Source organism: Streptomyces fodineus (assembly GCF_001735805.1).
GTDB classification, from domain to species: Bacteria; Actinomycetota; Actinomycetes; order Streptomycetales; family Streptomycetaceae; genus Streptomyces; species Streptomyces fodineus.
The window spans coordinates 7,988,761-8,002,124 of record NZ_CP017248.1 but is presented as its reverse complement, the minus strand read 5'-3'; the positions used below and the strand labels follow the sequence as shown (position 1 = coordinate 8,002,124).

The 13,364-nt window shown below is 73.4% G+C and carries 8 protein-coding genes; 3 read left to right on the top strand and 5 right to left on the bottom strand.

The genetic code is table 11. From position 1 onward, the window contains the following. Positions 1 to 192 precede the first annotated feature (192 nt). Positions 193 to 942 (top strand): MIP/aquaporin family protein, encoded by a 750-nt coding sequence (locus BFF78_RS34625; RefSeq protein WP_069782054.1) that lies wholly within the window; start codon positions 193 to 195, stop codon positions 940 to 942. A gap of 94 nt (positions 943 to 1,036) precedes the next feature. Beyond that, positions 1,037 to 2,557 carry a glycerol kinase GlpK gene (gene glpK / locus BFF78_RS34620; protein WP_069782053.1) on the top strand — a complete coding sequence of 507 codons (1,521 nt, stop codon included), beginning with the start codon at positions 1,037 to 1,039 and terminating at the stop codon, positions 2,555 to 2,557. A 146-nt stretch (positions 2,558 to 2,703) separates the two neighbouring features. Here the strand turns inward: glpK and BFF78_RS34615 are convergent, their stop codons facing one another. Genes BFF78_RS34615 through BFF78_RS34600 form a run of 4 tightly spaced genes read right to left on the bottom strand, consistent with a single transcriptional unit; the run spans position 2,704 to position 7,617 of the window. Beyond that, positions 2,704 to 3,309, bottom strand: coding sequence for a GTP-binding protein (locus BFF78_RS34615; RefSeq protein WP_069782052.1), 606 nt, complete (start codon positions 3,307 to 3,309; stop codon positions 2,704 to 2,706). 58 nt (positions 3,310 to 3,367) lie between these two features. Further along, complete coding sequence (locus tag BFF78_RS34610) at positions 3,368 to 3,763, bottom strand: DUF742 domain-containing protein (protein WP_069782051.1); 396 nt, start codon at positions 3,761 to 3,763, stop codon at positions 3,368 to 3,370. 9 nt (positions 3,764 to 3,772) lie between these two features. Continuing rightward, complete coding sequence (locus tag BFF78_RS34605; protein WP_069782050.1) at positions 3,773 to 4,207, bottom strand: roadblock/LC7 domain-containing protein; 435 nt, start codon at positions 4,205 to 4,207, stop codon at positions 3,773 to 3,775. After that, a complete protein-coding gene (locus BFF78_RS34600; RefSeq protein WP_227025985.1) occupies positions 4,204 to 7,617 on the bottom strand; it encodes a sensor histidine kinase in 3,414 nt (1,137 codons plus the stop codon). The genes BFF78_RS34605 and BFF78_RS34600 overlap by 4 nt, the downstream gene beginning before the upstream one ends. 421 nt (positions 7,618 to 8,038) lie before the next feature. Here BFF78_RS34600 and BFF78_RS34595 point away from each other — a divergent pair, with 421 nt between their 5' ends. Further along, entirely contained in the window at positions 8,039 to 8,566 is a 528-nt protein-coding gene (locus BFF78_RS34595) for a hypothetical protein (protein ID WP_069782049.1), read from the top strand. Positions 8,567 to 8,584: 18 nt separating this feature from the next. Here the strand turns inward: BFF78_RS34595 and BFF78_RS34590 are convergent, their stop codons facing one another. Beyond that, positions 8,585 to 13,330 carry a hypothetical protein gene (locus tag BFF78_RS34590; RefSeq protein ID WP_069782048.1) on the bottom strand — a complete coding sequence of 1,582 codons (4,746 nt, stop codon included), beginning with the start codon at positions 13,328 to 13,330 and terminating at the stop codon, positions 8,585 to 8,587. Between the last annotated feature and the right edge of the window lie 34 nt (positions 13,331 to 13,364).

Sequence of the window (13,364 nt, the reverse complement as noted above, 5' to 3'; positions counted from 1 at the left end):
CGTTATCAGGCACTGCGCCACGGGTCTGTTCTGCTCCACGGCCCGTCCCTCCTGGCGATACGGCTGCGACGGCACGCTCGTCACGGACGCCGGGCGGGGCGCGGGGCTCCCTGTCTTCGGCTGACGCCAAGGGAACATTCCTGTACGGATGGCCGGGGCCGAGCAGCCCCGGCCGGCGCCAAGGGAGCCGCCATGAGCAACGGAGACATCTTCGTCGGCGAGGTCATCGGCACCGCGATCCTGATCCTGTTCGGCGCCGGTGTCTGCGCCGCCGTCACCCTCAGACACTCCAAGGCGCGAGCCTCGGGCTGGGTCGTCATCGCGTTCGGCTGGGGCTTCGGTGTCCTGGCGGGCGCGTACACCGCCGCTCCCCTCTCCGGCGGCCAGCTCAACCCCGCGGTCACCATCGGCATCGCGGTGGACACCGGCAAGTGGGGCAAGGTCTGGGTGTATCTGCTGGGCCAGATCGTCGGCGCGATGCTCGGGGCCGTACTGGCGTATCTCGTGTACCTCGCACAGTTCCAGGCCAACATCCGCAAGGAGGGCGGCGGGGACGGCACGGCCGACGAACCGGTGGCGACGCTCGGCATCTTCTCGACCATCCCGGAGATCCGGAACCCGGTCGCCAACCTCATCACCGAGATCATCGCGACCACGGCGCTCGTGCTGCCCATCCTCGCCTTCGGGCTGACGAAAGGCCTCGGCCAGTCCGGCACCACCGTGCTGATCGTGTCCCTGCTCGTCGTCGGCATCGGGCTCTCCCTCGGTGGCCCCGCCGGCTACGCCATCAACCCCGCCCGCGACCTCGGCCCGCGCATCGTGCACACCCTCCTGCCGATCCCCAACAAGGGCACATCCGACTGGGGTTACGCCTGGATACCGGTCGCCGGCCCGCTGCTCGGCGGGGTTCTCGCCGGCGTCATCTACAACGCGGCCTTCTGATCCCCGTACGCCACCCGCCGACCCGTACACCGCCCTCCCACCCCGCACGCGCCCCTCTGACCAGCGACCCGACCCAGCGACCCAGGGGACAGCCATGACGGACACCGCCGAGAAGTACGTCGCCGCCATCGACCAGGGCACCACGTCCAGCCGCTGCATCGTCTTCGACCACGGCGGCGCGATCGTCGCCGTCGACCAGCGCGAGCACCGCCAGATCTTCCCCAAGCCGGGCTGGGTGGAGCACGACGCGACCGAGATCTGGTCCAAGGTGCAGGCCGTGGTGGCCGGAGCGCTCGCCAAGGCCGGGCTGCGCGCCGACCAGCTGAGCGCGCTCGGCATCACCAACCAGCGGGAGACGACGGTCCTGTGGGACCGCGCCACGGGCAAGCCCGTGCACAACGCGATCGTCTGGCAGGACACCCGTACCGCGGCCCTGTGCAACGAACTGGGCGGCGCGGACGGCCAGGACCGCTTCCGCGAGTCGACCGGACTTCCGCTGGCCAGCTACTTCTCCGGACCCAAGGCGGCCTGGCTGCTGGACCATGTGCCCGGCCTCAGGGGACGGGCCGAACGCGGTGAGATCGCCTTCGGGACCATCGACTCCTGGCTGATCTGGAACCTCACCGGCGGCACCGACGGCGGCCGGCACGTCACCGACGTCACCAACGCCGGCCGCACCATGCTGATGAACCTGGACACCCTCCAGTGGGACCCCGCCATCCTGTCCGCCATGAACGTGCCCGAGGCGGTGCTGCCCGAGATCAGGTCCTCGGCAGAGGTGTACGGCACGGCGGTCGGGCAGCTCGCCGGCGTGCCCGTGGCCTCCGCGCTGGGCGACCAGCAGGCCGCCGTGTTCGGGCAGGCCTGTTACGACGTGGGCACCGCCAAGAACACCTACGGCACCGGCAGTTTCCTGCTGCTGAACACCGGCAGCCGGCCGGTGCCGTCCAAGAACGGGCTGCTGACGACGATGGGCTACAAGATCGGTGGGGAGGCGCCGGTCTACTGCCTGGAGGGGTCCATCGCGATAACGGGCGCGCTCGTCCAGTGGTTCCGCGACCAGCTCGGGATCATCCGCAGCGCCGACGAGATCGAGACACTGGCGGCGAGCGTCGAGGACAACGGCGGCGCCTACATCGTGCCCGCCTTCTCGGGCCTGTTCGCGCCCTACTGGCGCTCCGACGCGCGCGGCGTCGTCACCGGCCTCACCCGGTACGTCACGAAGGCCCATCTGGCGCGTGCCGTGCTGGAGGCGACGAGCTGGCAGACCCGGGAGGTCGTGGACGCCATGTACCAGGACTCCGGGGTGCGGATCACCACCTTGAAGGTCGACGGCGGCATGACGAAGAACAACCTGCTCATGCAGCACCAGGCGGACGTCCTCGGCGTGCCGGTGATCCGGCCGCGGGTGTCGGAGACGACCTGCCTGGGCGCCGCCTACGCGGCCGGTCTGGCGACCGGGGTGTGGCACGACCTGGACGAGCTGAAGTCGCACTGGCAGCGGGACGCGGAGTGGACACCGGCGATGGAGGCGTCGGTGCGCGACCGCGAGTACCGCAACTGGCACAAGGCGGTGGAGAAGAGCTTCGGCTGGCTGGAGGAGGACGGCGCGTAGCGGATCACCCACGCGCGCGTGGGTGGCTCGGCGCGGAGAGTGCCGGCACGCGCGCGTGAGCGCTCCTCACGGACCACGGCCCGTACCCCGGTCGGCGGGGGTACGGGCCGTGCCCGTGGTCCGGCCGAAGGGGCCCGCCTCGCCGGTCAGCCGAGGGCGGCCTGGCGGCGGTCGGCCGCGTGGTCCATCGCGTGCTGGACCACGCCGATGAGCACCTCCTTGACCGATTCCCGCTCGCGCGCGTCGCACAGCAGCACGGGCACGTCCTCGTCCAGGTCGAGGGCCTGCCGGACGGCCTCGGCCGGGTAACGGGCCGCCGTCTCGAAGCAGTTGACGCCGACCAGGAAGGGTATGGAGCGCCGCTCGAAGTAGTCGACGGCGGCGAAGCAGTCCTCCAGACGGCGGGTGTCGGCGAGGACGACGGCGCCGAGCGCACCTTCGGACAACTCGTCCCACATGAACCAGAACCGTTCCTGCCCGGGCGTGCCGAAGAGGTACAGCACCAGGTCCTCGCGCAGGGTGATACGGCCGAAGTCCATGGCCACGGTGGTGGTGTGCTTGGCTTCCACACCGCTGGTGTCGTCGACCGGGCGCCCGGCCTCGGTGAGCAGTTCCTCGGTGCGCAGCGGCCTGATCTCGCTGACGGCGCCGACGAGGGTGGTCTTGCCGACGCCGAAGCCGCCGGCCACCAGGATCTTGAGCGTGACGGGCTCGACCGGGGGCTTGCCACGCTCAGAACGCCCGAAGATCATCGGTCTCTTCTCCTGCTTGACGGTCCTGTTTGATGGTGGTCGGACGGCGGATTTCCCGTCACAGCGCCCGGAGGCCGTTGATCACGTCGCGCAGAATACTCTCGTCCGGCAGCTCGGCCGGCGGCACCGGACGCGTGACATGGACGAGTTCCGCGTGCACGAGGTCGCCGATGAGGACCCGCACCACGCCGATCGGGAGGTCGAGTTCGGCGGCGAGTTCGGCGATCGACTGCGGTTCGCCGCGGCAGAGCCCCACGATCTCCATGTGCTCCGGCGCCAGCGTCGGGTCCGTCTCCGGGTCGCCCGCGCCCGGTTCCGTGACGACCACCGCGATCAGGTCCAGCCGGTGCTGGGCCGGACTCGTGGTACGGCCGCGCGTCATGGCGTACGGACGGACCACCGGTCCGGCCTCGTCGTCGAACCAGTGGTTTCTTCCCTGACCGTCTGAGCTCATGACATCCCACTACCCGCCTGCGGGAAGATCGGTGCGCGGGGCGGTGCCCAGATGTACGCCGACCCGCTTGACCAGGAGCGTCATCTCATAGGCGACCTGTCCGACGTCGGAGTCGGCATCGGACAGGACGGCGAGGCAGCTGCCGTCGCCGGCCGCGGTGACGAACAGGAAGGCGTCGTCCAGCTCGACGACCGTCTGCCGGACGCTGCCCGCGTCGAAGTGACGGCCCACGCCCTTGGCGAGGCTGTGGAAGCCGGAGGCCACGGCGGCCAGATGCTCGCCGTCCTCCCTGGTCAGGTCCTTGGACACACCCGTGGGCAGCCCGTCGCCGGACAGGACGACGGCCTTGCGGATGCTGGCGACCCGGTCGACCAGGTCGTCCAGGAGCCAGTTCAGCCCCCCGTTGTCCGTCGCCGTGTGGCCGGTCGCCTTCGGTGCGGTCATCGACCGTCCCCCTTAGTCGTTCCTTGTGCTGTGCCGTTCTGGGTCCCGTCGTCCGCGGCGTTCTCCTGCCGGCCGCGCTGCCAGCCGCGCTGGAGCGAGGCCATCCGGCTGCGGACCTCCTCGGCGTCCCGGTCGGCGCTCGGCGCCTCACGCTCGGCGCGCCGCGGGGTGTCCTGCTTGAGCTGGGGGGCCAGGCTGGCCTGGCGTACGCGCCGGGGCAGGGGACCGGTGGCGGGCTCTGTGGGCGGATGGGTGGCGGGGGCGGTGTGCGTGCCGGTGGCCGGTTCGCTCGCCGCGCTGCGGCCCGCGTCGGTGGCACGGCTCGGCAGGACCGTGTCGCCGGCCGGCGGGGCCTCGGCGCGACGGGCCGGGGCCCCACCGGGTCGGGCTGCCTCGCCGCCGTAACGAGCCGTCTCGTCACCGGCTACGGCCGTCTCGGCGCCGAATCCGACCACGTCACCGGCGGGCTGGGCTACGCCGCCGGGGCGGGACTCCTCGTCGGTGGGCTGCGCCGCGCCGCCGGGACCGGACTGCTCACTGACGGGCTGAGCCGCGACACCGGAACGGGACTCCTCGCCGACAGGGTCAGCCGCACCGCCGCCGGAACGCTCCTGCTCGCCCACGGCGTCAGCCGCGCCGCCGCCACCTCGGAACCCTTCGCCGAGAGGCTCGCCCGTGCCGCCGGCAGGCGGGAACGCCTCGCCTGCCGGCTGGGCCGCGCCACCACCACGGGTCCGCTGAGCAGCGGACTCGGCTGGGCCCCCACCAGGACGGAACCGCTCGCCGGTCGGCTCGCCGGCAGCCGTGCCGACGGTGCCGCCACCGGCCGGAGAGCCCGGTCGGATGCGCCGGGGCAGTGCGGGGGCGTCGGGCGGCGTGGTGGTGGCGTCGGTGGGGGCCGGGGCTCGTTCGTCGACGCGGTCGGTGAGTTCGGCGGGTCGCCGGGAGGGCGTGGTGCGCCGACGGGCGGGCAGCGGGGCCAGGCCGCCGGTGTCGGGGCGGCGGGCGGCGGTGGAGGGCCGCTGGTCCGCGTCGTCACGGCGGGAGGCCTCGGAGGGCTGCCGGTCCGCATCATCTCGGCGGTCGGTCTCGGCGGACTGCCGGTCCAGATCGTCGCGCCGGGAGCGCTGGTCGGTGACGGGCTTGCCGTGTGAGCTGACCAGTTTGGGGGTCTGGCGGCGAGGCAGCGGTATGGGGCCACGGCCGCCGTCCTCGTCGTATGCTGCGCGGTCGCCGGACGGGGACGGCGTCTGTTCGTCGGCGCGTGAGCGCGACCGGCGGGGCCGGAACAGTCCGCCGCGCTCGCTGTCGTCGTCCCCCAGGACGCCGGGGAAGTCGTCGATGGCGTCGAGATCCACCGGCGCCTCCAGCTCGACGGGGCCGTCCAGCAGCGAGGTCGGCAGGCCGGGCAGCTGCACCGGCGCCGCCGACAGTCCGGCGGCGCGGCCCGCCGCCTGCCCGAGCCCCTTGCCCGGGCGGTCCCGGTCGAGGCGGAAACCGAGGCCGTTGGTGTCCGGTATGTCGTCGCTCAGCAGGGCGTCGGGGATGAAGACGACGGCGGTGGTGCCGCCGTACGGCGAGGGCTGGAGGGAGACCCGGACGTTCTGGCGCTGGGCGAGCCGGCTGACCACGAACAGGCCGAGCCGGTCGGTGTCGGACAGTTCGAACTCGGGGGTCTCGGCGAGACGCAGGTTGGCGTCGAGGAGTGCCTCGGCCGTCATGCCGAGACCCCGGTCGTGGATCTCCAGGGTGAAGCCGTTGGCGACCCGCTCGCCGAGCACCTGGACGGCGGTGTGCGGGGGCGAGAAGACCGTGGCGTTCTCCAGGAGTTCGGCCACGAGGTGGGTGAGGTCGGCGACGGCCGGGCCGGTGACGGCGATCCGGGGCAGGCGCCGTACCTCGATGCGTTCGTAGTCCTCGACCTCGGCGACGGCGGCGCGTACGACGTCCATCAGCTGCACGGGGCGGCGCCACTGCCGGGAGGGTGCGGCACCGGAGAGGATCACCAGGCCCTCGGCGTGCCGGCGCATACGGGTGGTGAGGTGGTCCAGGCGGAAGAGGTCGGCGAGTTCGTCGGTGTCCTCGGTGCGGCGCTCCATGGTGTCGAGCAGCGTGAGCTGCTTGTGCAGCAGCACCTGGCTGCGGCGGGCGAGGTTGACGAAGACCTCGGAGACGCCGGAGCGGAGTTCGGACTGCTTGACGGCGGCCTCGACGGCGGCCCGCTGAAGGGTGTTGAGGGCCTGGCCGACCTCGCCCATCTCGTTCTTGTCGTACTCCAGGCGCGGCACCTCGGTCTCGACGTCGACCTGTTCGCCCGCGGAGAGGCGGCGCATCACGCTGGGCAGCCGGACTCCGGAGGCCTCGTGTGCCTCCAGGCGCAGCTGGCGCAGGTCGTGGATGAGGCTGCGGCCGGTGCGGACCGACAGGACGACGGAGAACACGAGCGCGATCAGGCCGAGCAGACCCGCGGCGGCGGCCTGCAGGATCACACCGAGGGCCACGGGGCGCGTACGGTCCTGGAAGCGGTCGCCCACATGGTCGTCGAGGCTGCCCAGTTCGTCCAGGGCGCTCGCGGCAGCGGAGTCCCAGCTCTGCGCGGTGACCCCGCGCGGGGTGCCGGAGTCCGTGCGGATGACGGTCTGTTCGGCCGCGCGCAGCGGGGCGGTGGTGGCGTCCCTCCAGAGGCGTTCGTAGCGGTCGCGTTCGGCGGCGGGCAGCAGCGGCAGGCTGACGTCGTACAGGATGCTGCGCTGGGCGACGAGGTCGGAGATGTCACGGGTCTCGGTGCGACTGAGCCGGCCGACGACGAGGGAGGAGCCGACGAGGGCGTCCTCGCGCGAGAGCAGCTCGCGGGCGCGGCTGACGTTGACCATGGCGCGGTACTGCGCGTCCAGTCCGACGTCGTCGATGCCCTCGAGGGAGGCGAGCAGCGTGAAGCAGGGGTCGACGAGGCGGTTGTAGAGGTCGAGGGCCTGGGCCCGGTTGACCGTGCCCTGCTCGACGCTGCGGCGCAGGGAGCCGAGGCCGTCGAAGGCGTCCAGGACGGCGGTGAGGCGCTCGTTGTCGTCCACGTCCAGGCCGTCGAAGACGTGGTGTTCGCCGGCGTTGCCCCGGATCCTGGCGATCGCCCGGTCGGTGGCGGCGCGGGTGCGCTGGAGCGCGGAGAGGGCGTCGGCGGCCCGTGGGTCGGCGAGGTAGACGAGGGTCTGGCGGCGTTCCTGCTGCAGGACGCGGACGGTGTCCTCGGCGGGATAGCCGATGTCCTGCTTGACGTCCGACACCTGGAACATCCGGGCGACCTCGCGCCCCGTGAGTACCGTGGCGAAGCCCCAGACGGCGGTCAGGGACACCAGCGGCACGAGAAGCAGCGCCACGATCTTCCGGCGGATCGACTTCCCGCGAAAGCGCATGGCCTCCCCTAGATCGACCCCCGTCGGCCGGGGGTGCTCATGTCCGTCAACAAACGGCGCGAGCCTACTACCGCCCCACAGTTAACTCGAAGACATGTCCGGAGGACGAACCCCCGGTCCGGCGGCGAGACATGGCGAGTTGTCCGGGCATTGCGGGAGATTGCCACCGCGATCCGGTGCCTCCGTACGGCCGGACCGTGAGCTTGCTACCGGGCGGTTGGCTGGATTTTTTCGCAGGGTGGGAATCTTCGTGCCATCTCGTTCGTCCTTCTCTACGGGAAATGGCGGCGGAATGGGCCACAGGAGCCGCATCCCGCACCCCGGCGGCGTAAAACAGCGCAAGCCGGGCAGCCACTGGGGAGTCGGGGTCTTGTGACACCGGGGTGTGAGGGGACTGCTGGCGGTGGGGAGTGACACGGTGATGGGCACGGCGGAATGGCGCGAGGCGCCCGGGGAGAGCGTGGCGGGGCGTTCGGTGGCGCGGCGGGGCCTGGAGGCGCCGGATCGCGACATTCGGGCGCGCGGGCGCGCCGGGAAGGCCGGCGGCGAGCAGCAGACGTACCGGACGTTGTGGATCGAGGAGCCGGCCCGACGGCACCCGATGCCCGATCCGGTGCGTACGGCGGCGGTGCGGGCGGTCCTGATCATCGCGGTGACGCTGATCCAGGCGATGGTCGCGTTCCTGTGCGCGATGGCCGACTCCTGGCTGGCGTTCCCCATGGTGATCAGCAGCGTGGCGAGCACGGTGGTGGCCACCTGGGCCGCGGTCGACGTATGGGTGACCCGCCAGGTGTGGAACCAGCGGTACGGCGTGGTCTCCGAGCCGAGCAGCACCGCCCGGGCACTGCGCCGCGAGCGGCGGGCGCGTCGGCGCGAGGAGCGCGCGGCCCTGCGCGAGCAGGAGCGGATACGCCGGCGGGGTGGCGCCGGGCAGCTGTCCCACCCCTGAGTCCCCCGCGGCTCGCCGCTACGGCGTGTTCACCGGCTTCTTGAACATCCGTGTCGCCGTGATCTCGCTGTGCACCGCCTCTCCGGCCTGGGGCTCTGGCGGAAGGCCAGGCCGGAGGTGTTCCTCGACGCTGATGTACTTCAGGCCCGCCCTGAGGTCCGCGTCGTTGCGCAGGCGGATGACCAGCGGGAACTCGGCCAGGGCGGTCGTGTCGAACAGGCCGGTGGTGTACAGCAGCTGCACGCCGAGCGCGTCGGACACCGCCCGTTGCAGCTCCAGCAGGTACGTGGCGTTGGCGCGGCCGATCGGGTTGTCCAGGAACAGCGTGCCGGCGTGCCGGTGCTTGTCGCGCCCGCGGTCGTTCGACCTCAGGGCGGCCATCGTGCAGTACAACGCGATGGCGGCCGTGAGCAGCTGACCACCCGAGAACACGTCGCCCATCTGCCCGACGGGGACGCGCTCGGCGCGCAGTACGGCGTCGGGCTTGAGGATCTCGACGGCCACGCCCTTCGGCTGAAGCGCCGCCGCGACACCGCGCAGCAGCAGGGACATGCCGTCCCGGCGCAGGTCGGAGTTCTTCTTCACGGCCGCGCGGGTGGCCTCGTCGATGACCTCGCCGAGGCGTTCGGTGAGTGTGGCCTGGTCGGGCTCCTCGAAGCGGATGCGCAGGAACTCCTGGCCGGACCACTCACCGAGGCCTTCCGGAAGGCGGGAGAGCCGCTGGGCGGAGCGCAGGGTGGCGAGGGCGGACTCGACCAGGCCGCGGAGGCGGTCGACGATCGAGTCGCGGTTGCGCTCCAGCTGGGCGAGCTCGTCGGTCAGGACGCGCAGCCGGGGCGCGAACGCGTCCGCCCACTTCTGCGCGTGCTCGGGCAGTGCGGAGGCGGGCAGTTCGCGGATCTGCTGCCGGGCGGGGGTGCGGACCTGCTCGTAGCGCGTGGCGTTGGCGTGCCGGACGAGGACGTCGCTCGCCTCGCGCACGGCCGCCTCGGCGGCGGACAGGTCGGCGGCGCAGCCGCGCAGCGAGCGGCGGGCCTCGGCCGCGGAGTGCCGGGCCTCCTCCAGGCTGCCGGGGTACGGCTCCGGCTCCTCCTGTTCCTCCTCGGGGGCGTGCTCGCGCAGCAGGTCGCGGAGCATCGCGGCGATCTCGTCGAAGCCGCCGGCCGCGTCCTCGGCGGCCCGGTGTGCCTCCAGCAGCTCGGAGTGTGCCTCGCGGGCCTCGGCCAGTGCCTCGGTGCGGGCCGCGAGTTCGCCCGTCGCCGTGCGCAGCAGCGCCTGGGCGTGCTCGGCGTCGCGCGGCAGGAGTTCCTCGGGCAGCTCGGTGTGTGCCTCGCCGTCCTCGGGGGCGTGCCGCTCGGCCTCGCCGCGCAGCCGGCCGAGCTGCTCACTCGCACTCGACATACGGGTCTCCAGGAGCTGCACGAGCTCCTCCGCGCGGGCGGCGGCGGCCTGCCGGGAGGGCCCGTCGGAGCCGTCGGGCGACTGCAGCAGCTGCTCGGCGCGGGTGCGGACCTTGTTGCTGAGCCGGTCCAGTTCGGCGCGGGCGGCGCTCTCGTCGCTCTCCGCGCGGGCCTGCTCGGCGCGCAGGTCGGCGCCGACGCCGACCTTCTCGTACACCTGGGAGGCGGCCCGGTAGGCCTCGCGGAGGGCGGGCAGGGACGCCTTGGGGGCGTCCGCGTCCTCGACCGGTACGTCGTCCGGGGCGCCGGCGATCTCGGAGCGTTCGGCGCGCAGGGCGCGCGCGGTGCGGCGGGCGTCGTCGGCGGCGCGCTGGGCGGCGCGGCGGTCCTCGTCGGCGGCGCGGGCGCGCTCCAGGCAGGTCTGGGCGCGGGCCTCGGACTCGGTGGCCTCGTCGGCGAGTTCACGCAGTTTCACCTGCCAGCCGGCGCGCTCGCGCAGCCGGTAGGCGAGGCCGGCGAGGGCGTCGGCGGCGCGCCGGGCCTTCTGCGCGGCCTCCTGCCGCTCGTCGCGGACCTGTGCGGCCTCGGCGGCGGCCTCGTCGGCCTCCGCGCGCACCGTGCGCGCTTCGGCCAGTTCGGCCTCGGCCTCCTCGGCGAACGCGCGGGCTTCCTGGGCGCTCTGGCCCAGTTCGGTGAGGCGGCCGGCGGGGCAGCCGGTGCGCCAGGAGGCGAGCCGGGCGGCCAGTTCGCGGTCCTTGCCCAGCCGGGCGGCGAGGGTGCGGATCTCCTCGTCGCGCTCGGTGGCCCGCGCGCGCAGCGCCTGCCGTTCCTCGTCGGCGGCGTGCTCGTCGTGCATGGCCGGGTTCGGCGGCACGAGGAAGACATCGCCCGGGGCGGCGTCGGCGGCGGGGGCCGGGGCGAGCAGGGCGGCGGCCGTGCCGACGGCGACGGCGGAGCGGGGCAGCAGGGCGGCGTCGCTGAGCGCATCGCGGGCACGCGCGTGCGTGTCCGGGTCGGTGATGATCACGCCGTCGACCAGTTCGGGCCGGGCGGCGAGCACGCGCGCGTGGTCGGCGGGGTCGACGGCCTGGGCGAGGTAGCGCCAGCCGGGCAGTGCCGGGATGCCGTGCTCGCCGAGGAACTCCACCGTGGCCAGGACGTCCGGGCCGGGCGGCAGCAGTCCGCCGTCGCCGAGCGCGCCGAGGATCCGGGAGTCGTCGGCCGCCGCGGTGCGCAGCTCGAAGAGGTGCCGTTCGGCGGTCGAGACGGCGTCGTCGAGGAGCTCGCGCAACTCGTCGGCGAAGCGGTCGAGTTGCTCGGGAGTCAGGGGGCCTTCGGCGGAGGGCCCTGCGGCGCCGGCCGGGTCGGCCGCCACGTTCCGAGCCGCGCCCGTACGGCCGTGGGGGGACGTCTCCGCCTCGGAACGGGCACCGACGGTTGCCGTACCGGCCCGACCGCCGGGGAGGTCGTCGGCTCCGGTCCGGGGTCCGGGCACGTCGGCCCGGCCCGTACCGGACACGCCCGGCAGGCTGAGCAGTTCCGCGAGCCGCTCCTCGGCGGCCAGGGACTCGGCGAGGCGCCGCTCGGCCTCGTAGGCCCGGTCGGCCGCTGTCGCGGCGTCCGCCGCGCGGGCGGCGGTCAGCTCCGCGCGGGACTCGGCGGAGGCCGCCTCGCGCGCGTGCTCGGTGACCTTGCGGGCGGCCTCGCGGGCCGCGTCCCAGGCGGCCACGGCGGTCTTCTCGGCATCGCTGGCGGCGAGCGCGGCACGCGCCGGGTCGGCGTCCGGGGCGCTGTCGTCGAGCCAGCCGGCGCGGACGGCCTCGGCGGTCTCCTGCTCGACCTCGGCGAGGCGCTGGCGCAGGTGCCCGGCCTCGCTGCGGGCGCGCTGTGCCTCGGTCGCGGCGGTGGTGGAGTCGCGGTAGGCGGAGTCGCCGGCCTCCTGCAGCGCGGCGGAACGCTCCTCCTCCTCGTTGGCGAGGGCCTCGGCGTTCTCGGCGGCCGCGTGGAGCGCCCGTACGAGGTCGACCGCGGCCTTGGCACGCGCGGCGAGCGCGGGGGCCGCGTCCCGCTCGGCCTCCTGGATGGCGGCGGACACGCGCGCGACGCGGTCGGCGGCGGCGCGGTGGCGCAGCACGGCTTCGGCGGCCTGCCAGGCGGAGTGCAGGGTGCGGGCGTCGGCCAGCTCGCGTTTCTGCGCGGCGGCGGACTTCTCCGCGGCGGCGAGCGCCAAGGAGGCGTGCCGGTAGGCCAGTTCGGCCGCGATCAGGGCGCTGCGCTCCCGGGCGCCCTCGGAGTGCGTGACGGCGTAGGCGGCGGCCGTGACCCGCTGGGCGAGGTCGGCGGCCCGCACCCGCTCCTGTACGGCCCGTGCGGACAGCCGCCGGGCGAGGGTGCGGGTACGGCGCTCGGCGCCGGCGTGGATGTCACGCGCGTGTGAGCGGGCGTCGGCGGCCTCGACGATCCGCCCGAGCAGGTCGACCGAGCCGGCGGTGAAGTCCCGTTCGGCGATCAGCTCGGCGCGTCGGCCCAGCTTGTTGCCGAAGCCGCTGACCAGGTCGGCGAGGCCGTCGGTGTCCCGGGTGTCGGTGACGGCGCGCAGCAGCAGGTCGGTGAAGTCGGAGTCCTTCTTGACCGCGAAGAGACCGGCCGCCTCGCCCTCGTCGGCGTTCATCTCCCGCTGGTAGCGGAAGAGTTCGGGGTCGAGGCCGAGGTCGCCGAGGTGCTCGATCCAGCGGTCGTGGATCTCCTCCCAGTGCACCTCCAGATGCGGGTAGGCCTTGCCCGCCTCCATCAGGGCGTCACGGAAGCCCTTCATGGTGCGGCGCCGGCCCTGGGCGCCCGAGGTGCCCTCGACGTGCGGCCGTACGGCGGTGGACTCGGCGACCGGCAGGTTGTCCAGGCTCAGTCCGGGCCCGGGCCGGAACGAATACCAGGCCTCGGCGAACTTGCGCGGGTCGTTGGACACCTGTCGTCCGCGCCATTCGCTCACCTTGCCGACGACGACGCACTCGCCGGTCTGCACATGCTGCCACTCCAGCGCCACATGCCCGCAGTCGTCGGCGAGGAGGAACTTGCGGAGCACACCGGAGCTGGCGCCGCCGAGGGTGTTGCGGTGGCCCGGCAGCATCACCGAGAAGATCAGCTTGAGCAGGACGGACTTGCCGCCGCCGTTCTCCAGGAAGAGCACGCCCGCGGGCGCGGGGCGGCGCGGCGGTCCGGACGGCTCCTCCTCGAAGAACTCCGCTTGCGTGGGCGCCGGGTCGGGCACGGGCTCGCCGACACCCCGCAGGTCAAGCACGGTGTCGGCGTAGCGCGCACCGGCGGGACCGATGGAGTAGAGGCGGACCCGGGACAGCTCGTACATGGCGGACTCTCGTCGTAAGTCTTCGTAAGGGTAA

Coding starts and splice junctions, on each gene's coding strand:
- BFF78_RS34625 (WP_069782054.1), top strand. CDS start 193: ATGAGCAACGGAGACATCTTCGTCGGCGAGGTCATCGGCACCGCGATC.
- glpK (WP_069782053.1), top strand. CDS start 1,037: ATGACGGACACCGCCGAGAAGTACGTCGCCGCCATCGACCAGGGCACC.
- BFF78_RS34615 (WP_069782052.1), bottom strand. CDS start 3,309: ATGATCTTCGGGCGTTCTGAGCGTGGCAAGCCCCCGGTCGAGCCCGTC.
- BFF78_RS34610 (WP_069782051.1), bottom strand. CDS start 3,763: ATGAGCTCAGACGGTCAGGGAAGAAACCACTGGTTCGACGACGAGGCC.
- BFF78_RS34605 (WP_069782050.1), bottom strand. CDS start 4,207: ATGACCGCACCGAAGGCGACCGGCCACACGGCGACGGACAACGGGGGG.
- BFF78_RS34600 (WP_227025985.1), bottom strand. CDS start 7,617: ATGCGCTTTCGCGGGAAGTCGATCCGCCGGAAGATCGTGGCGCTGCTT.
- BFF78_RS34595 (WP_069782049.1), top strand. CDS start 8,039: ATGGGCACGGCGGAATGGCGCGAGGCGCCCGGGGAGAGCGTGGCGGGG.
- BFF78_RS34590 (WP_069782048.1), bottom strand. CDS start 13,330: ATGTACGAGCTGTCCCGGGTCCGCCTCTACTCCATCGGTCCCGCCGGT.